Origin of the sequence: Halomonas sp. QHL1 (assembly GCF_001882345.1) — a bacterium.
Classification (GTDB): Bacteria; Pseudomonadota; Gammaproteobacteria; order Pseudomonadales; family Halomonadaceae; genus Vreelandella.
Genome location: NZ_MINL01000001.1, coordinates 3,456,848 through 3,475,683 on the forward strand (window position 1 = coordinate 3,456,848; position 18,836 = coordinate 3,475,683).

Genomic DNA, 18,836 nt, shown 5'->3' on the forward strand with positions numbered 1-18,836 from the left:
CTATGCCCTCAACCTCTCCAATGTCCACGGCTAACGTGAAACCTCCTTCTGCAGACTCAGTTGCTAGCGACTCAGTTTCTAATGACTTAGTTTCTAACAACAATGTTTCTAGTGATTATGACTTTCGCTTTGGTGGGATTCGTCGCCTCTACGGTCAGCGTGCATTTGATGCGTTTCGCCATGCCCACGTGGTGGTGGTCGGTGTCGGTGGGGTTGGGAGCTGGACGGTAGAGGCGCTGGCACGCTCGGGCATTGGCAAGCTGACGCTGATAGACCTGGATGACGTCTGCGTTTCCAACGTTAACCGCCAGCTCCACGCGCTGGATGGTACTATCGGTCAGCCCAAGGTTGATGTGCTGGCCGAGCGCTGCCGCTTGATTGCCCCGGAAATCGAGATTGTGGCGGACACTGCCTTCGTGACCCCCACCAACCTGGCCGAGCGTATCCCCGATGATGCTGATCACGTGGTGGATGCCATAGACAGCGTGATTGCCAAAGCCGCGCTGATCGCCTGGTGCAAGCGACGCAAAATGCCCATCACCGTGACCGGTGCGGCCGGTGGACAAACCGACCCAACGCGCATTCAAGTAGCGGATCTCACCCGCACAGAGCACGACCCGCTGCTATCCAAAGTACGCTCGCGGCTGCGTCGGGATTACGGCTTTTCCCGCAACCCCAAACGGCGCTTCTCGGTGGAGTGCGTTTACTCCGATGAGCAGTTGATCTATCCCGGCGCCGACGGTGAAGTCTGCCTGCAAAAGCCCGGCAGTGGTGATGCCACGCGGTTGGACTGCGCTTCGGGCTTTGGTGCGGCAACCTTTTTAACCGGCACGTTTGGTTTTGTCGCCGCTTCAAAGGTGCTCGAACGCCTCGCCAAAAAAGCCAACCAGCCAGCCGCCGCAAACGCCACTCAAGAGGAGAGCCAATGAGCGCCCCCGTTCCCGGTATTTATCGCCACTACAAAGGCAGCCTTTACGAAGTGCTCGGCACTGCCCAGCACAGCGAAAGCGAAGAGCCTCTGGTAGTCTACCGCGCCCTTTACGGTGAATACGGCCTCTGGGTGCGCCCGCTCGACATGTTTGTTGAAACGGTGACTAAAGAAGGTCACACCCAGTCGCGCTTTGCGCTGGAGAAAGCGTTTTAAGCCGGAATTTCGCTATCAAGGAGTATTCATGCCCCCTATATCACCGCAGCAAACGCTGAAAGACGTATTTGGTTTTGACGACTTTCGTGGCGGGCAGCAGGCGGTGGTCTCCAGGGTGTTGGCGGGGCACTCCACGGCGGCTATTTTCGCCACAGGCGCGGGAAAGTCACTTTGCTATCAACTCCCGGCACTGCATTTGCCGCACTTAACCCTGGTGGTATCGCCGCTGCTGGCGCTTATGCAGGATCAGCTCGCTTTTCTGGCCCGCCACGGCGTGGCAGCGGCTAGTATTGACTCTACCCAAGACCGCGACACCACCCGGGATGTCATGGAGCGCGCCAAAAGCGGCGAGCTTAAAATATTGATGGTCTCGGTGGAGCGGCTCAAGAACGAGCGCTTTCGGCACTTTCTACGCCAGGTTCAGATATCGCTGCTGGTGGTCGACGAAGCCCACTGCCTCTCTGAATGGGGGCATAACTTCCGCCCCGACTATTTGAAGCTACCGGACTACCAGCGCGACTTTGCTATTCCCCAAGTCCTGCTGCTCACCGCCACGGCAACGCCCACCGTTATTGCCGATATGGGCGAGAAGTTTGCCATCGCAGCGGATAACGTCATCACCACCGGTTTTTACCGTTCAAATTTGGAGCTACTGGTGGCGCCTGCCATGGAGGATCGCCAACAGCAGCTGATTGACTGGCTAAAGCCGCAGATGCAGCCGGGTAGCGAAGCGCCGACGATTATTTACGTTACCCTCCAGCAAACTGCCGAACGCGTAGCAAAGGCGCTAGTGGCCCAGGGTATTGCCGCCCAGGCGTACCACGCGGGGCTAAATTCCCAGCGGCGGGACGAGATTCAGCGTCAATTTATGGGCGGGGAATCGCCCTGTATTGTGGCCACCATTGCTTTTGGCATGGGCATCGACAAGGGCGATATTCGTAACGTGGTGCACTATGACTTGCCTAAATCGATCGAGAACTACAGCCAGGAGATTGGCCGGGCGGGGCGCGACGGCCTGCCTTCCACCTGCCTGACCATGGCCGGGCGGGATGGTCTGCGGGTACTGGAAAACTTTGTTTATGGCGATACTCCCGAATACGGCGGCATTTACCGGCTACTGGAAGAGATCGCTACGGCAAGCCAAGCGCCGGATCGTCAGTGGGAGGTGCTGCTCAATACGCTTTCCCGGGATACCAATATCCGCCCGCTGCCGCTTAAAACGCTGTTGGTGCGGCTGGAGATGCACGGCATTATCGCGCCGCGCTTCGCATTTCTAGCTGAGTATCGGCTGCGCTACCATCTCGAGCCTAGTGAATTGGTAAACCGTTTTGAAGGTGAACGGGCGACCTTTGTGCGGCTTTTAGTCGATAATATTCCCATCGCACGCACCTGGGGCACGGTGGATTTTGACCGCCTACACCAGGCGGGGCAGGCGCAGCAGATTGATGGCTCCCGCGCTCGCGTCATTACCGCCCTTGAGTACTTTCAAGATAAGGGCTGGCTGACCCTGGAAGGCAAACGGATGACCGATGTCTACGAAGTGTCCAAGCCGAATTTTGCCATTGAGACGCTGGCGAGCCAGTTGTACGACGACTGCCTGAATCGGGAACGGATAGAGATTGAGCGACTGCAGGCCATGCTGGCGCTGTTTGAGTCGGAGAGCTGCCTGACGCGGCGGCTAGCCGAGCACTTTGGCGATAGTACTTTTGATACACCATCCAATGCCGAGCAGGGCCGCTGTGGTCACTGCTCGGTGTGCTATGGAAACAGCGTGCGGCTTCCAGATGCGCCGCTTCCTCCCTCACTCTCTGACGCTGATTTTCAGCGTTACGCCACACCATTGATTGAGCGCCACACCGAACAGCTCGGCCAGCCGCCCAATGCCCAGCGGGTGGCGCACTTTTTGTGCGGCTTAACCATGCCGGTGTTTACCCCGCTCAAAGCGCGAAGCCTTAACGGCTTCGCGGTCTTTGAACAGCGCGGCTATCCACAGGTGCGTGAGTGGGCGGCGGGATATGTGGAACGCTAAAAGGTACTGTGTTTACACATAAGGCCGATCATTGTCTACGCTGAAGCACTTTCTTGGAAATTAATGCAGGGAGCAGCAATGTTAAGCGGAAGTGGGGCGGCCATTCTTATTACGGCGATAGCGGTACTGGCCAGTGTGGTTGTGCATTTTGAAGTGGCCATTCGGGTGAGCCGTAAACTTGAGTATTGGCCGCTAACGTTAAGGCGGCGTTTTTTAGTACTCATGTTTTCGCTGTTTGGAGCGCATGTTGCCGAAATTTGTCTGTTTGCCCTCGCGTTGGCAGCTCTTCAATACCTGCCTGAAACGGGTCAACTTTCGGGCAGCGAAGCGGTGACGATTTGGGATTATCTCTATGTGTCGGCAACAAGCTATACCACCCTCGGCTTTGGTGACCTAACCCCCGAGGGTGGTATCCGATTGCTTCTCAGCGCCGAAGGTCTGATCGGGTTTATGCTGATTACTTGGTCGGCTTCGCTCACCTTCCTGCAAATGCAGCAGCACTGGGCCGTGGGGGCAGAGTAGCCGGTTAGGTTATTCCCAGGCAGGGAAGGGGTCGGGTAGTTGCTTCCACGCGGTCATACCAAGCAACAGCTCACCTTCGCTTAGTAGGCAGGCGTCCAGCGCTTCACGCATCCGGGGTTGATCCAGATTCTGGCCGATAAATACCAACTCCTGGCGCATATCGCCAAACGGCTCCTGCCACTTCTCCATAATAAACTGACGCGTTTCTGGGTCTGTTGGCCAACGCTCTTCGGGAATGGCTTTCCAGAATACCCCGGCCGGGCCGTGGTGGGCGATGCCGCCTGCCTGGCTCCACTGACCAGCAGATTGAGGGCGAGTGGCCAGCCAGAAAAAGCCTTTCGAGCGCAACAGACCTTTACCAAACCACTCCTGGTTCAGCAGATCGTGGAATTTCTGCGGATGGAAGGGGCGACGGGCGTGATAGGCAAAGCTGCCAATCCCGTACTCTTCGGTCTCTGGCACATGCGCGCCGCGCATCTCCTTTAGCCAGCCTGGTGCTAGCTGGGCACGCTCGAAATTGAACTTGCCGGTATCCAGCACTTTATCCAGCGGCACGCCGCCTTGGGTGATTGGCACCAGCTCCGCGTTGGGGTTCAGCGAGTGTAGGATAGCCTTTAGCGCCTCTAGCTCTTTTGCATCAATCAGGTCCGTTTTGCTGATTAGTAGCACATCGCAAAACTCGATTTGATCGACCAGCAGGTCGGCGACGTTGCGCTCGTCGTCTTCACCTAAACTCTCACCCGCTTCGGCGAGACTTTGCGCTTCACGGTACTGGTCCAGAAAGTTGGCACCATCGACCACGGTCACTAGCGTATCTAACCGTGCTACATGGGAAAGGCTCTGACCACTTTCATCTTCAAAGGTGAAGGTTTCCGCCACGGGCAGCGGCTCGGAGATGCCGGTGGACTCAATGACCAGGTAATCGAATTTGCCTTCTCGGGACAGCTGGCTTACTTCTTCCAGCAGGTCTTCGCGCAGGGTGCAGCAGATGCAGCCATTGCTCATCTCCACCAAGCGTTCCTCTGAACGATTAAGGGCTACTTCGCCATCCAAAGTCGACTCGCCAGGGCCGCCGCGCACCAGCGCACCGTCGATATTCACCTCGCTCATATCGTTGACGATGACCGCCACCCGACGGCCTTCACGATTGGCGAGAATATGATTGAGCACGGTGGTTTTGCCAGCGCCTAAAAAACCCGACAGAACGGTGACGGGTAGGGGAGAAAACGCAGTCATTGCTAATACACCTCTAGAAGTTTTATGTTATGTGATAATATAACAATAAAGGTGTTTAGAGAAAGGTCTGTTTTGGAGGAGGTCGGATCAGTTTCGTATCTGCTAGTGAGTCTCAGCGCTTATATTGTGTCGGGCAGTATCCACGGAGAACGTCTGGCGAGCGCAGGGCTTGGTGTTTGGTGGCGCGGCCGGTGACACGTTTGCGCCATAAACGAAACGAGGCGGGTTTAAGCTGGTGGCGCATCACCTCAATCACATCGGGCTCGGCAAGCCCAAACAGCGTTTCGATCGCTTCAAACGGCGTGCGGTCCTCCCAAGCCATTTCAATCATGCGCGACTGCTCATCATCGGGTAAGCGGCGAAAGCGCTTAACGGGGGCTTTTGGCATCGATCACCTCAACGTATCTGAGTGGCGGGTATTCAGGTTGCGGACAGTGTAGCGCTTTTTAACATACCAGCGCAGCGCATCAATCAAGACGAAAATCAGCAAGCTGACACCCCATACTGGCAGCGCCAGGCCCAGCGCGATAGCGATAAACAGCACGCTTAGTTTGGCCGTGAGTGGGAGCAATAACCAGGGCTCTGTTAGCGTTGGAAAGCGCTGACCACTCGCCGTGCGCAGTCGCCGCCACGCCATGACATAACCCCACGCGATAAGTGTCACCAGCCCGACGGCGATTAACGCCAGCACTATTTGATTAGCAATACCAAATAGCACTCCCATATGCAGATCAATTCCCCAGCGGGTCAGCTTGGCGGCTAGTGGAAAGGTGGCGAAGTCGGTTTGATCGGTCACCGCCATGCTGCGCGGATGCAGCGCCACTTGGTCTACCTGCGTAGGCCACTGGCGGTCAATTTCTGCTACCCGCCACGCCTGCTGGGGGCCGCTCGGGGGCGTTAGTTGGAGTCGTCCAGCGCTGAGTCCCGCCTCACGAGCTGCACTCAGTGCTCGGTCAAAGTCTGCTAAGACGATGGCCGTGGAAACCATCGCCATGTGTCCGCGATGCTCGGCATGTTCATTGGCTACTGGGCTATCGGTATCGCTTAGCGTCGTTGAAGCACTAGGCGTGTTCCAGCCCCAGGCATGGCGAAACTCTGCAATATTACCCCCTGCCCACTGTGACCAAGTAAGCCCCGTTGCTGAAAAGAACAGTAGCCCGAAGGAGAGTATTACCCCTAGCGTTGCGTGTCGACGGCGGGTCGTATGGGCCCCCGGGAGAGCTTTTAGCGCCCAGCGTTGCTGAATCCACAGCGTTACGCCACCCAGCGCGGCAAGCCAAAGCCAAGAGGCGGCCAACTCACTATAGAGACGTCCCACCTCGCCCATTAACAGCTGGCGGTGAAAATGATCGATCGCTGTGCGTAACGGTAAAATACCGCTGGTACCGTAAACCGTCGTATCACCGGTCACTTCCAGAGAAATAGGGTCGACAAACAGCGCATGATGTTCAGAAGGCCCCAGTCCTGACTCGCTAAACATTAGCCGGGTGGTGTCGCCTAGTGTCGGTGCAGGGCGCACTGCGCTGGGTATGGTTGGGGCGCCCAGGTGCCGCTGGGCAGCAGCGATCTGTTCAGCAAGTGGTTGAGGCTCACCCTGCGTAACGCCATACAGGGTGTCATGGTATAGCCACTCTTCAAGGGGTGGGCTCAGTAAGTAAGCAATACCGGATAGTGCCGCGATGAGAATAAAAGGGCCGATGAAAAGGCCCGTATATAAGTGCAGTCGGCTAAGCAGGGCAAAAAGCAGTTTGCTAGAGCGAGTAGGGGAGCGGGCTGTCATTCGCTGAATCCGAGTGGTATCGGTAAAGTAGTGAGACAGCTTAGATAGTTTACTTAACGATCGCTAGCCTTCACGCAGCGGTAAAAAGTCACACGATTAACGTTTAGAAGGCACAGGTTTGTAGGCTAGCAGTGCACGGAATAAGCCATCCATCAGCACCGGTTCGTCATGACGAATCTGGAAGCCAGCCTCGGTGAGCAGTGGCTGCGCTTGACGAGTAATATCGGTCGCAAGCGCTGATGTTAGCTGGTTCAGGAGGCGCCGACCCGGGCCTGCCGGCTGTTCATCCGACTGAAACTTATCCATCACACACAGCTGTCCGCCGGGTTTTAGCACACGGTGCGCTTCGGCAAGCCCTTGTTGCGGGTCAGGCATTACCGCAATAATCAAATGCATGATGACGGCATCAAAGTGCTCGTCGGGGTAGCTGAGCGCCTCGGCATCCATTACACAACACTCAACATCGCGGCGAAGGGCTTCGGCCCTTTTAGCCGCGCGCTTCACCATGGCTGGAGCGATATCGGTGGCGTGCAATTCGATATCATGAGGCAGAAAAGGCAGATCTAACCCTGTTCCGGCACCTACCAACAGCACCCGCATACCGGGCTCCCAATCCACTTGGCCAAGCGCAATACGCCGCGGTCTGCGAAACGCACGAGCGGCTACCGCATCGTAGAAAGGTGCGTACACGTTGTAGCGTAGGCGATTCCAAGCGGTGGTGTTGAACATAACGCCTCTTTGCAGCGCAACGCTGCGATTGCTGAAGAGCGGATGTCGACCATCTACATCAAACTACCTATAGCATGAAAGTAATCATTTAACCAATAAAGTATGTCCTTGTTGTATGGCTAATTTTATAAAAAAATGTTGTAAAAATAATGCTATCCACCCTATTTAATTCATTGCGTGAGATTTATAAAGTAGTAAAAAATACATGAGCTTTTAATTAATTTTTTTGTTGCAGTTGTTGATTGTTTTTAAGGTTGTGCAAGAGAGCTCTTATCGCTATAAATTATTAATCTTTTTGTAGGCGTGTGGTTAAATTTTCAACAATGTCGATAACCAGCATGCGATCATCTTGATTTAAAGGCTCTAAAAGCTGTTCCAATCTGCTTGTTTGATCATCGATATGAAAACTTGCTTGCCCAAACAACTCCGCTGCTTCGCAGTTGAAAATTTCAGCAAGCTCTATTAGACGCACAATGTTGGGGATCACCCGCCCGCGCTCAATGCGCGAAACGGCTTCATTACCAACACCTAAGCGCTCAGCAACTTCTTCTTGGGTCAATTGACTGCGCACCCTCTGCTTGGCAATGGCCCGGCCAATACTGCCCGCCAGCCGTTCCTGTTCTGTTTTATTCACAATGCCCTCCATTAGACCTAGATGGTTGAGGAACGACCTATTGACATGAAGGACTGTTTAGGTTGAATATCATCTTCTAAGGTTGATTTGGATGCTGCTGGTTACTTTTTGTATCATTTGTCTACTAGCTGAAACATATAATAGAGCGTTAGTGATTAAATTTTGCATCGATAAAAATTCTGTAGCTATGAGGTAAATAACTGAACGCAGATTGAGAAATGCACGAGATAATTATGTTTTTAATAGTAATGTTTGAGATTTTTAATGATTTTTTGAAGTTATTTAAAGGGTATTTAAGTAACGGTTGTTGAGGATTGAATGATTTTCTTTTATGAGCTTTTAATGTTTTGTCGACAGCCGAAAAACGTTTATGCGGTAAGCGGGTGTGTTTTTTTGCAAAAATACTTTTCAAATAAAGCGGGTGAGAAGCTTGATGTGTAAATTCGAAGGCGCTTGATAACATGCTCCCTACTTCTGCTCCAGAGATTTTTCGACAGTTGGCGGATAAGTTATCTAACGTCAGTGAAGAAGGTTTTTTTCAACACCTTGTGAAGTCCTTGGCGGACATCCTTGGAGTTAATCATGCCGTTGTTGAACATGTCGATAGCCGTCAGGGCATTTCGACAACGCTGGCGGTGTGGTCTCAGGGCGAGTTCATTGAGACGGCCCCATATTCGCTACAAGGTACACCATGCCAACAGGTCGCCGAACACTCACGACTGTATGTACCCTCTCAGGTTCGTCAGCAGTTCCCAGATGATCAACGCTTGGCCGCTTTGAGAGCTGAGGGGTATTTGGGTATCGCCATCGCAGCGCCTGGAGGGGGATTCTTGGGCGTCATTGCGCTAATGCACTCCTCTGCTTTGAGACTTCCACCGTATACCGATGAAGTGTTACGTATCGCTGCGGCGTTGGCTGGTGCCGAGTTGGCGCGTCAGTTAGCGGAAGGCCAAACGCGCGAACGTATGCTGCATAATCAACGGGCGCTGAAGCGCATTGGCCGACACAACACCGCCTTAATCAATACCATTAATGAGCAACAGCGCTTCCAACACGCCGTTGTCAGCGTGGCGACCGCTGTTTCGGCTGAAAATGGCGAAGCGTTTCTGCACCAACTGACCGCCCATATGGCTGAGGCGTTATCCGCCGAAGTGGGGTTTATTGCACTGCTGGATGAGCAAGATTCTGATATCGCTCATACCTTAACACTGTATGTAAATGGTCAAGTTCAAAGCAATTTTGCCTACTACCTTCCCGGTGTTCCCTGCCACAAGGTGATGGTGGAACAGGAGTGTATCGTTCATGAGGGCGCCGCCATTATGCTACCTGCTGAAAGCAACGGGGCGCTTTCCTGGGTAAATGGTTATGTTGGGCGGCGGCTAGATAATAGCCATGGTCAGCCGTTGGGACTTATTGGCGTAATGTTTAAAAAGCCGCTGGCCGATGTCGATGTTGTGCGTAATGTATTGCAGATATTTGCAGCACGGGCAGCTTCAGAGCTTGAACGTCAACAAGACGAAGTACGCATACGCCAACTCGCTTTTTGTGATCCCGGTACTCGATTGCCCAATCGTGCTGCCTTTATGCGCCACTTAGAGCGAGTGGTCGCCGATACGCAGACTACTGAATTGGCGCTATTGCTACTGGATCTTAATCATTTCAAAGAGATCAACGACACTGCTGGCCACGATCTGGGGGATTTAGTGCTTAAGGACGTTGCCAAACGCTTTGCAGCGTCGCTAACTAAGGGACAGTATTTAGCACGCTTAGGCGGTGATGAGTTTGTGGTGGTGTGCCCTGGGATCGAGGAAGACAGCGCAATAGCCATCGCTCAGCGGCTCTATGACAGCATCGCGCTACCGTTTATTGTTGAGCAACACTCTTTCGAACTCACGGTGGGAATCGGACTAGCGCTTTATCCTCAGCATGCGGCAACACCCTTAGAGCTGTTGAAACACGCTGACATCGCTATGTATCAAGCCAAACGGCAAAAGCTTTCCGTATGTGTATTCGAGTCCTGGATGGGGCGCGTTGTGGCCGAACAGCTGCATATTGCCAAACGTCTGGCGTCTGCCATTGCAGAAAAACAGCTTAGCCTGCACTTTCAGCCCCAAGTGGATTTGCACAGCGGTTTATTGATTGGCGCTGAGGCGCTGTGTCGGTGGCACGATGATGAGCTTGGCGACGTATCGCCGGGTAAATTTATTCCTATTGCTGAAGAGCGCGGTATGATTGTCGCGCTCGGTAACTGGGTGATTGAAGAAGCCTGCAGTCAGTTGGCCGCGTGGCGAGAGCAGGGACACCCTATGGTTGGCCAGTTGGCGATTAATATTGCCGCACAGCAGTTTGAAGAGGACGACCTGGCCGCCAACGTGCTCCATTGTTGTGCCCATTACGGCGTTGAGGCGTCACAACTGAGTCTGGAAATTACCGAAAGCGGCATCATGGAAAATCCTGAAAAGGCGATCGCCATGACTGAGGTTTTAAAGAGCAAAGGGTTAGGGCTTTCCATTGATGATTTTGGCACTGGCTATTCCTCGCTTGCCTACCTAAAGCGCTTTGCCGCCGATAAAATAAAAATCGATATTTCTTTTATCCGCGATATGCTTACCAGTGACAATGACCGTGTCATTGTGGCGACGATTATTGCTATGGCGAATACGCTGGGACTTGAGACCATTGCGGAGGGTATTGAGAACCAAAACCAAATCAAAGCATTGCTTGCAATGGGCTGTGCTCAGGGGCAAGGCTACTACTTTGATCGGCCATTGGCAGCCGCACAGTTTGCCCAACGCTGGCTCATTTAGCCTAGGTAGATAGACCATGAAAATTTCTGCATGCCTACACGGTGACTGAGCTTATAGTAACTGTCAGCAGAAATACTTACGCCTGTAGCCCACCAGCTTAATAGATCGCCCATCCTCACTGCTCAACATATTGAGTAAGTTCTAATTTTTCGCCTCAGTCCTTTCAAAAAGCTCGGTCAGTCAGGGTGCCAAGTAGTCTAGACTCATGCTATACCTAAAATGTAATCTAATCTTTACATGCGCGCATGGTGTGTATTTTGGCGATGGCGAGCAGTAGCAGAAGGACGCAATTAGCTGATCGAATGGTCTCTCAGGTATGTCGATTCGGCAAATAAGCGTATTTGAATTCAGTCAAAGGATTGTACAGGAGGATTACGCTAAATGAGTGGATCGACCCCGCTAAGTAAATTTTCACGCCGCAACGATTTTTTTTCTCTAGCCGTTCTAGGCGGGCTGCTGGTTGGAAGCTTTCCTCTTGAGGCTTTTGCATTTGGCTTTGATGATGTCGCTAGAAAAGCAGAAGAGCTGGCCCAGCAGGGCTATCGTGCTCCAGAAACATCGTTGCCCAATGAACTGCGCGAACTCAGCTTTTCGGAATATGCGCAAATACAGTTCAAGCGAGATCGCGACGTGTGGAGCGGTAGAGGCGCACCTTTCACCCTGAGCTTTATCCATGAAGGGATGCATTATGACAGTGCCATCCAGCTAAACAGCATTGATCAGGATGGCGAAGTTCATGGCTTTGCTTACAACCCAGATGACTTCACGTACGGTGATTTAGGTATCTCCGATGAAGTGAAGAATAGCGATGGCATTGGTATTGCTGGTGTCAGGATCAACCATGCGCTCAATGAAGGTGATCGCAATGAGGAGATGATGGTCTTTTTGGGGGCAAGCTATTTTCGCGCTATTGGCAGAGGGCAGGTTTATGGTCTTTCAGGGCGCGGCTTGGCTGTTGACACAGGGTTGCCTTCAGGCGAGGAGTTCCCTCGTTTTACAGAAATGTGGATCATCGAGCCTAGCCAAGAAAGCCAGTACTTGACGATTTTCGCCCTGCTTGACTCGCCTAGCGTTACCGGTGCCTATCGCTTCGTGTTACGCCCCGGAGAAGACACCTTAGTAGATGTACAGTCGCGGCTATATTTGCGCCGGGCGGTCGAGAAATTGGGGATAGCACCGCTCACCAGTATGTACCTTTACGGCCCGGAGCAGCCCTCTTCGACACAACACTATATCCCTGCAATCCATGACTCTAATGGCCTATTAATCAATGATGCCCAGAATGGTTGGACATGGCGCCCGCTAGCCAATCCGGCCAGGTTGATGATGAATCGACAGGCAACGCCTCAGTTACGCGGCTATGGCCTGATGCAACGGGGTCACAATTTTAGCGATTATCAGGATATTGCCGCACGTTATGATCTGCGCCCAAGCGCCTGGGTTGAGCCACAAAACGAGTGGGGGGCCGGTAGCGTTGAGCTGATCCAGATTCCCACAGACAACGAGACCAACGACAACATCGTATCGATGTGGCTGGCTGATGAAACGCATGATCCTGGAACACCGCTGGCGTTCGATTACCGTATTACGTTCACAACCGATGAAAGCCGCCACCTTGATCCTCAGCTTGCGTGGGTTGAAGAGACACGTCGCTCACGGGGAGAAGTGATTCGCGATAACTTGGTGCGTGAGCCCGACGGTACGCTCGCTTTCGTCCTCGATTTTATCGGGCCCTCGCTCTCCGGTATCCCCAGCGATGCAAATATGGGCGTAGAGGCCAGCGTTGGCGATAATGGCGAATTAGCCAATAGTCGCGTTGTTCATAATCCGGCGACCAACGGTTGGCGGGTGTTTGTCAACGTGAAGCGCAATAATGGCAACCAGCCTTTAGATATCAGGGCCAAGCTAGTACTCGATGGCAAGCAAATGTCCGAGACTTGGTACTATAGGCTACCCGCTAATGGCTGAAACAATATCTCCCTCCCAGGCAACGCCAACGGATCTTTATTTAGAGCGATTGGCGTTGGAAACCCAGGATCGTAAGGAGCGCTACACGTTATTAGTGGGTGATCTAGATCAACACGATATGGCGGCGCTACATGCTGCGTTAGGTGGGGACAGTGACGTCGAGAAAGATTGGTCGAGTAAGAGTAGTGATGATCCAGCAGCATTATCAGTAGGTCGACGCTTGGCGCTTGCCTATGCAGAGCCGCCGTTAGCGCCGCCAGAGGTATTGTCAACGGATGCGTCTGGCATTACGCGCCTGCGCACTGCGCCACCGATGAAACGAACACCGTTGGGCCCCCAGAAGTGGTCGACTAACCCCTTTGTGAATATTGGTCGACGTTTCAAGCGCTGGGCTAACGGGGATTTTGGTCAGCGCAAAAGAGCGTCGCCCTCCGCGTCCTGGAAGTGGGTTGCCAGAAGGCGCCGTTGGATTTTGCTGGTGCTGATTTTTGGTCAAAGCATCATCGCTGCCAATCAGATGCGTACTGTACTCCCTGGCCAGGGTCTGCAGTGGCTTGAGATAGCGATCCTATCGCTGTTTGTGCTGCTATTCGCCTGGGTGTCCGCCGGGTTTTGGACCGCGTTGATGGGGTTCTTCCAGCTATTACGACGCCATGACCGCTACGCCATTGACAGCGAAGTGGGTGACGAGCCGATTGATGATGAGGCGCGCACAGCACTGCTGGTGCCGATCTGTAATGAGGATGTTGCACGAGTCTTCGCCGGGGTGCGCGCCACCCTGGAGTCACTGCGCAGCACAGGCAATGACCGGCATTTCGATATCTTCATCCTAAGCGATACGTCTGACCCCGATATTGCCATTCAAGAAACCTATGCCTGGTTGGTGTTGTGCCGTGACCTGGATGCTTTCGGCCAAGTTTACTATCGCCGTCGACAGCGCCGGGTCAAGCGCAAGAGCGGTAACCTTGACGATTTTTGCCGACGCTGGGGGGCGCTCTACCGCTATATGTTGGTACTGGACGCCGATAGCGTTATGAGTGGCAAATGCCTTACCCGGCTAGTGCAAATGATGGAGGCGCGTTCCGAGGTTGGTATTATCCAAACGGCGCCACGGGCTTCCGGGCGCCTCAATTTGTACGCTCGCATGCAGCAGTTTGCGACGCGGGTTTACGGGCCGCTGTTTACCGCAGGGCTGCATTTTTGGCAGTTAGGCGAGTCGCACTACTGGGGGCATAACGCGATCATTCGCCTGGCCCCGTTTATGCAGCACTGCATATTAGCGCCGCTACCCGGTAAAGGCTCAATGTCCGGCGAGATTTTGTCCCATGATTTTGTCGAGGCGGCGCTGATGCGGCGCGCCGGTTGGGGGGTATGGATTGCCTACAAACTGGAAGGGAGCTATGAAGAAATGCCTCCTAACCTTCTCGATGAGCTCAATCGCGACAGGCGTTGGTGCCACGGCAATTTGATGAACTTCCGGCTGTTTTTCTCCCAAGGCATTCATCCTGTTCACCGTGCCGTCTTCCTGACCGGTTTAATGTCTTATCTTTCAGCGCCGCTATGGTTCCTTTTCTTAGTTCTTTCTACCGCACTGTTAGCCGTGCATAGCTTTAGCACCCCCAACTACTTTCCTGAACCGGGAATGTTGTTTCCTGTTTGGCCGCAATGGAATCCCACCTTAGCGGTGGGGCTGTTCGGTGTGACGGCGTTACTGCTGTTCTTGCCGAAACTGCTAAGCGTACTGCTGGTGTGGATAAAGGGCAGCCGTCAATTTGGTGGGCCGCTCAAGGTGTTGGCGAGCATGGTGCTCGAGTCGCTATTCTCGATGCTATTAGCGCCGGTAAGAATGCTGTTTCACACCCGCTTTGTACTTACATCAGTGATAGGGTGGGCGGTTCAGTGGCGCTCACCGTCCCGAGAAAATAGTGACACGACGTGGCGTGATGCCATCCGCGCGCATTGGTCCCAAACGCTAATAGGGGCTGTGTGGGCAGCGGGTGTTTACGTGATGGAACCGACATTTCTTTGGTGGCTCTCGCCCATCGTCGTTGCTTTGATGCTATCCATCCCGGTGTCGGCACTCTCAAGCCGTGTTTCGCTAGGGCAGCTCAGCTTTCAAAAGCGGCTGTTCCGGATTCCTGAAGAAACGCAGCCACCACGGGTGCTGCGGCGCATGGTTAGCTTACTTACCCGCATGAACACAGGGTTGTCGGCACCCTCTTTTGTCCGTGTGGTGGTTGAGCCCGTGCCTAATGCGTTGGCAACTGCCTTAGGAGCATCACGACACACCGATGTCGAACCCATACGCCAGCGCCGAGCCGAGCGGGTTTCTCGCGCCGTATTGATGGGGCCAGCGGGGATGAGTCGATTGGAACGGCTGGATTTTCTAGATGATCCAGTGATGATGTCGCAACTGCACTATCACCTGTGGGTCGACAGCAAGGCACATCGCACTTGGTTTGAGTTGGGTCTGCCAGGGCGTGAATCGACGCATCTACCGACCTTTAACTAAGCTTAATTTTGCGTTAAGCGTATGTGACGGACACTCACCAAACTGCTGCTTATAGTCGTGGGCGAACTGACCCAGATGCCAGAACCCCCAGTAGGTGGCTATTTCCGTTACCGACTGCTCGGGTGATGCGGCGCGCAGCGCTCGACGCACACGATTGAGCCGCGTTAAACGTAAATACTGCAGTGGGCTAATACCCAAAATGGCCGTAAAGCTGTACTGCAGCGTGCGCCGACTAACATGGGTCAGCTTGCAAAGTTCATTCATCGTTACCGGGCCATCCATATGCTCGTCCACGTAGCGCTTTACCCGGTCAACCACTTCCTTACGGTGGGCATAGCTGGGTGGCAGCTCTGCTCCAGGCTGTTCGACTTGCAGGAGTTCCAGCAACGCCATTAGTAGAATGTCTTGATGGATATGACTGGCAATGGCCAGCGTTTGGCTAGAAAGCAGGCGCTCGATAAGAAACGCGACGGCATTGAGCGTTTCGTTAGCCGCTTGTCGGCGGGGCATGACATGCCAGCCTGTATCCAAGCTCACACCTTGTCGCTTAGCCGCCTCTGCTAACGCTGGCAATTGAATCACCAGCCCGTAGATATCGAAAGCCTCTGGGGTAACCAGTTCAAAATCCTGCCCACCGGGGCGGCACATTACTTCGCCCTCGCTAAGCGCTTGGCCATTGATCCGCGTGCCATGGCGAGTAGTGGGGATACCGATCCATAGCGAGTTTGGCCATACCCGACACTGCTGGCGTAGCGCTTGCCCGGTGTGCTCCTTAAACACCTGCATCGTCTCTAATGCCACTTCATCCAGGCGACCATAGAAGCTACCAGGGCTGATTTGATCGTACTCCTGCTGCCAGCGCGTCAGGTTTTGCGCGTGCTCATCGGCATCGAACGCTTCCTGAACGCATCTTTTTGGTGCAAATGCGCTGTCGAGCGTGGTCATGGGGGCTCCTCGGGGCGTTATACGCGCTCACTATTGCTTGGTTAACGCCTTATGTTTCTGTATTTATTTGAATTTATGAAATGTTGACGGGTTTGCCGAAACTCGATACTCCCTCTCTAGTGATAGCGCTATGGTAGAAACAAGCAAGTTTTATACCTTAATAAGCAGTCGGCGAAATTAAAAAGCAGGCGTAAATAAAAAAGGAAAGCTCCATGGCGCAGACCTATCACACCACGGTGGGGAGTCGCAGCTACCGCTTCGCAAGCCTAGCCGAGCTGATGGCCAAAGCCACACCGCCCCGTTCTGGTGACCGCTTAGCTGGAGTAATGGCGGAGAGTGCCGAAGAGCGCGTGGTCGCCCAGATGGTACTCGCCGAGCTCCCGCTCACCACTTTTTTGAATGAGGCCCTGATTCCATACGAAGAGGATGAGATCACCCGGCTGATTATGGATGATCATGACGCTAACGCCTTCGCCCCCATTCGCCATCTTACCGTGGGCGATTTTCGTAACTGGCTACTCTCCGATCACGCGACTAGTGATGTATTAACGGAAGTGAAAGCGGGGATTACCCCCGAAATGGCCGTCGCCGTCAGCAAGCTGATGCGTAATCAGGATCTGATTCTAGTCGCCAAGAAGTGTCGGGTGACTACCGCCTTTCGCAACACGATTGGTCTGCCGGGGCGACTCTCGACACGCCTTCAGCCCAATCACCCCACCGATGATGTGACCGGTATTGCCGCCAGTATCTTGGATGGCCTGCTCTACGGCAGCGGCGATGCGGTGATTGGCATTAATCCCGCGACAGATAACGTCGCCCAGAGCGTCAAACTGATGCGCCTGATGGATGAAGTGATCCAGAAGTATCAAATCCCCACCCAATCCTGCGTGCTTACCCACGTAACGAACACCCTGGAGGCGATCGAGCAAGGCGCCCCGGTCGATCTGGTCTTCCAATCGATTGGCGGCACTGAGGCCACTAACCGCAGCTTTGGTTTTGACTTGAGCACTCTCGCCGAAGCCGAAGCGGCGGCGCAGTCGCTCAGTCGCGGTTCGGTGGGGCGCAACGTGATGTATTTCGAAACCGGCCAGGGCAGCTCGCTCTCTGCCGATGCTCACCACGGGCTCGACCAACAAACCTGCGAGGCCCGCGCCTACGCGGTGGCGCGTAAGTTTAATCCACTGCTAGTGAATACCGTGGTGGGCTTTATCGGCCCCGAGTACCTGTTCGACGGCAAAGAGATCACTCGCGCAGGGCTTGAGGATCACTTCTGCGGCAAGCTGTTGGGCGTGCCTATGGGCTGCGACGTTTGCTACACCAACCACGCCGAAGCCGATCAAAACGATATGGATAACCTGCTGACTCTTCTGGGCGTGGCGGGCTGCAATTTCATTATGGGCATCCCCGGCTCAGACGACATTATGCTCAATTACCAGACGACTTCGTTTCACGACGCGCTCTATGCGCGGCGAGTGCTGGGGCTAAAGGCGGCGCCGGAGTTTGAGCGCTGGCTCGAAGAGATGCAGATTTTCCAGGATGTCAGCACCCACCGGTTAAATGACCAGCTTCCGGCCGCCTTTGCCAACAGCCTGCGCCACCTGCCCAAGGAGCCACGTCATGGCACATGATCCCTCATCACCCATCGTGGTGGAGAACCCTTGGGAGCGGCTAAATGCCTTTACCGACGCGCGGATTGGCCTGGGGCGCGCAGGGGTCAGCCTGCCCACCAGTAAACTGCTGGCGTTTCAGCTAGCTCACGCCCAAGCCCAGGATGCCGTTCACTATCCGCTGGATGTGGAAGTGCTCTCCACCGAGTTAACCCAAGCCCTAGATTTGTCTGAGGCACCGCTTCGCCTGCACAGCCATGCCCAGGATCGTGCCATGTACCTGCAACGGCCCGACTATGGGCGGCGCCTTAATGACGAGAGCCGTGAATACCTGCGTGAACACCTGCAACAAGCCGCCGTGTCTCAGCAGCGCTTTGACCTTGCGGTGGTCGTGGTCGATGGGCTTTCCGCGTTGGCCGTGCAGCAGAATAGCTCGCCGTTTCTTAGCGCGCTTTATCAGATGTTGAGCAGTGATAGCGCCGATTGGCAGCTGGCGCCGTTAACGATTGTCGAGCAGGGGCGGGTAGCGATTGGCGATGAGATTGGAGGGCTGCTCAATGCTGACGCCGTGCTGGTGATGATCGGCGAGCGACCAGGGCTAAGCTCGCCGGATAGCTTAGGGCTGTATATGACCTGGGCGCCGGAACCGGGGCTTAAAGATGACCGGCGCAACTGCATTTCCAACGTGCGTCCGGCGGGTTTGCAAATAGAGGAGGCCGCCCGGCGTTTCTTTCTACTCTTAAAAGAGGCCCGCCAGCTCAAATTGTCTGGCGTTAAGTTGAAAGACCGCAGCGAAGACGATGTGTTGGAAGGGGATTCAGCATCAGGCTCGACGCGTAACTTCCTGGTGGCGGAGTAGCTTCCCAAAAAGCGACTCCTATAACAACGATCAAACAACAACAGTCACATAACAAAATGGAACA

The 18,836-nt window shown here is 54.1% G+C and carries 15 protein-coding genes; 9 read left to right on the forward strand and 6 right to left on the reverse strand.

Annotated elements, in window-relative coordinates:
- Positions 1 to 2 precede the first annotated feature (2 nt).
- The 4 genes from tcdA to QHL1GM_RS15880 all read left to right on the forward strand — a co-directional run bounded on the left by tcdA (position 3) and on the right by QHL1GM_RS15880 (position 3,695).
- Complete coding sequence (gene tcdA / locus QHL1GM_RS15865; protein WP_139245622.1) at positions 3 to 929, forward strand: tRNA cyclic N6-threonylcarbamoyladenosine(37) synthase TcdA; 927 nt, start codon at positions 3 to 5, stop codon at positions 927 to 929.
- Complete coding sequence (locus QHL1GM_RS15870) at positions 926 to 1,144, forward strand: DUF1653 domain-containing protein (RefSeq protein WP_071695326.1); 219 nt, start codon at positions 926 to 928, stop codon at positions 1,142 to 1,144. Before tcdA ends, QHL1GM_RS15870 begins: the two co-directional genes overlap by 4 nt.
- 28 nt (positions 1,145 to 1,172) lie before the next feature.
- Positions 1,173 to 3,173, forward strand: a complete 2,001-nt coding sequence (locus tag QHL1GM_RS15875; RefSeq protein WP_071695327.1) for an ATP-dependent DNA helicase RecQ — start codon at positions 1,173 to 1,175, stop codon at positions 3,171 to 3,173.
- 78 nt (positions 3,174 to 3,251) lie between these two features.
- Positions 3,252 to 3,695, forward strand: a complete 444-nt coding sequence (locus tag QHL1GM_RS15880) for a potassium channel family protein (RefSeq protein WP_071695328.1) — start codon at positions 3,252 to 3,254, stop codon at positions 3,693 to 3,695.
- Between the two features lie 9 nt (positions 3,696 to 3,704).
- Here QHL1GM_RS15880 and zigA read toward each other — a convergent pair whose 3' ends face one another.
- From zigA to QHL1GM_RS15905, 5 genes are all read right to left on the reverse strand, one after another.
- On the reverse strand, positions 3,705 to 4,931 hold the full coding sequence (zigA, locus tag QHL1GM_RS15885; RefSeq protein WP_071695329.1) for a zinc metallochaperone GTPase ZigA: 1,227 nt from the start codon (positions 4,929 to 4,931) through the stop codon (positions 3,705 to 3,707).
- 112 nt (positions 4,932 to 5,043) lie between these two features.
- Positions 5,044 to 5,319, reverse strand: coding sequence for a TIGR03643 family protein (locus QHL1GM_RS15890; protein WP_071695330.1), 276 nt, complete (start codon positions 5,317 to 5,319; stop codon positions 5,044 to 5,046).
- A 3-nt stretch (positions 5,320 to 5,322) separates the two neighbouring features.
- Positions 5,323 to 6,711, reverse strand: a complete 1,389-nt coding sequence (locus QHL1GM_RS15895) for a PepSY domain-containing protein (RefSeq protein WP_071695331.1) — start codon at positions 6,709 to 6,711, stop codon at positions 5,323 to 5,325.
- Positions 6,712 to 6,807: 96 nt separating this feature from the next.
- A complete protein-coding gene (locus tag QHL1GM_RS15900; RefSeq protein WP_071695332.1) occupies positions 6,808 to 7,440 on the reverse strand; it encodes a class I SAM-dependent methyltransferase in 633 nt (210 codons plus the stop codon).
- A gap of 286 nt (positions 7,441 to 7,726) precedes the next feature.
- Entirely contained in the window at positions 7,727 to 8,086 is a 360-nt protein-coding gene (locus tag QHL1GM_RS15905) for a helix-turn-helix domain-containing protein (protein ID WP_083571044.1), read from the reverse strand.
- 449 nt (positions 8,087 to 8,535) lie between these two features.
- Here QHL1GM_RS15905 and QHL1GM_RS15910 point away from each other — a divergent pair, with 449 nt between their 5' ends.
- The 3 genes from QHL1GM_RS15910 (at position 8,536) to mdoH (ending at position 15,361) form a co-directional block, all read left to right on the forward strand.
- Positions 8,536 to 10,881 (forward strand): bifunctional diguanylate cyclase/phosphodiesterase, encoded by a 2,346-nt coding sequence (locus tag QHL1GM_RS15910; protein ID WP_071695334.1) that lies wholly within the window; start codon positions 8,536 to 8,538, stop codon positions 10,879 to 10,881.
- Between the two features lie 381 nt (positions 10,882 to 11,262).
- Positions 11,263 to 12,849: a glucan biosynthesis protein G gene (locus QHL1GM_RS15915; RefSeq protein ID WP_083571045.1), complete on the forward strand. Its 1,587-nt coding sequence runs from the start codon at positions 11,263 to 11,265 to the stop codon at positions 12,847 to 12,849.
- Entirely contained in the window at positions 12,842 to 15,361 is a 2,520-nt protein-coding gene (gene mdoH, locus QHL1GM_RS15920; RefSeq protein ID WP_071695335.1) for a glucans biosynthesis glucosyltransferase MdoH, read from the forward strand. The genes QHL1GM_RS15915 and mdoH overlap by 8 nt, the downstream gene beginning before the upstream one ends.
- Here mdoH and QHL1GM_RS15925 read toward each other — a convergent pair.
- A complete protein-coding gene (locus QHL1GM_RS15925; protein ID WP_071695336.1) occupies positions 15,344 to 16,306 on the reverse strand; it encodes a helix-turn-helix domain-containing protein in 963 nt (320 codons plus the stop codon). The genes mdoH and QHL1GM_RS15925 overlap by 18 nt on opposite strands.
- Before the next feature lie 212 nt (positions 16,307 to 16,518).
- On the opposite strand from QHL1GM_RS15925, the gene QHL1GM_RS15930 reads away from it, so the two are divergent.
- Complete coding sequence (locus tag QHL1GM_RS15930) at positions 16,519 to 17,934, forward strand: ethanolamine ammonia-lyase subunit EutB (RefSeq protein WP_071695337.1); 1,416 nt, start codon at positions 16,519 to 16,521, stop codon at positions 17,932 to 17,934.
- Entirely contained in the window at positions 17,924 to 18,772 is an 849-nt protein-coding gene (gene eutC, locus QHL1GM_RS15935) for an ethanolamine ammonia-lyase subunit EutC (protein WP_071695338.1), read from the forward strand. Before QHL1GM_RS15930 ends, eutC begins: the two co-directional genes overlap by 11 nt.
- Positions 18,773 to 18,836: the final 64 nt, after the last annotated feature.

Excerpts from the sequence above, each read along its gene's own strand:
- tcdA (WP_139245622.1), top strand. The coding sequence starts at position 3 with ATGCCCTCAACCTCTCCAATGTCCACGGCTAACGTGAAACCTCCTTCT.
- QHL1GM_RS15870 (WP_071695326.1), top strand. The coding sequence starts at position 926 with ATGAGCGCCCCCGTTCCCGGTATTTATCGCCACTACAAAGGCAGCCTT.
- QHL1GM_RS15875 (WP_071695327.1), top strand. The coding sequence starts at position 1,173 with ATGCCCCCTATATCACCGCAGCAAACGCTGAAAGACGTATTTGGTTTT.
- QHL1GM_RS15880 (WP_071695328.1), top strand. The coding sequence starts at position 3,252 with ATGTTAAGCGGAAGTGGGGCGGCCATTCTTATTACGGCGATAGCGGTA.
- zigA (WP_071695329.1), bottom strand. The coding sequence starts at position 4,931 with ATGACTGCGTTTTCTCCCCTACCCGTCACCGTTCTGTCGGGTTTTTTA.
- QHL1GM_RS15890 (WP_071695330.1), bottom strand. The coding sequence starts at position 5,319 with ATGCCAAAAGCCCCCGTTAAGCGCTTTCGCCGCTTACCCGATGATGAG.
- QHL1GM_RS15895 (WP_071695331.1), bottom strand. The coding sequence starts at position 6,711 with ATGACAGCCCGCTCCCCTACTCGCTCTAGCAAACTGCTTTTTGCCCTG.
- QHL1GM_RS15900 (WP_071695332.1), bottom strand. The coding sequence starts at position 7,440 with ATGTTCAACACCACCGCTTGGAATCGCCTACGCTACAACGTGTACGCA.
- QHL1GM_RS15905 (WP_083571044.1), bottom strand. The coding sequence starts at position 8,086 with ATGGAGGGCATTGTGAATAAAACAGAACAGGAACGGCTGGCGGGCAGT.
- QHL1GM_RS15910 (WP_071695334.1), top strand. The coding sequence starts at position 8,536 with ATGCTCCCTACTTCTGCTCCAGAGATTTTTCGACAGTTGGCGGATAAG.
- QHL1GM_RS15915 (WP_083571045.1), top strand. The coding sequence starts at position 11,263 with ATGAGTGGATCGACCCCGCTAAGTAAATTTTCACGCCGCAACGATTTT.
- mdoH (WP_071695335.1), top strand. The coding sequence starts at position 12,842 with ATGGCTGAAACAATATCTCCCTCCCAGGCAACGCCAACGGATCTTTAT.
- QHL1GM_RS15925 (WP_071695336.1), bottom strand. The coding sequence starts at position 16,306 with ATGACCACGCTCGACAGCGCATTTGCACCAAAAAGATGCGTTCAGGAA.
- QHL1GM_RS15930 (WP_071695337.1), top strand. The coding sequence starts at position 16,519 with ATGGCGCAGACCTATCACACCACGGTGGGGAGTCGCAGCTACCGCTTC.
- eutC (WP_071695338.1), top strand. The coding sequence starts at position 17,924 with ATGGCACATGATCCCTCATCACCCATCGTGGTGGAGAACCCTTGGGAG.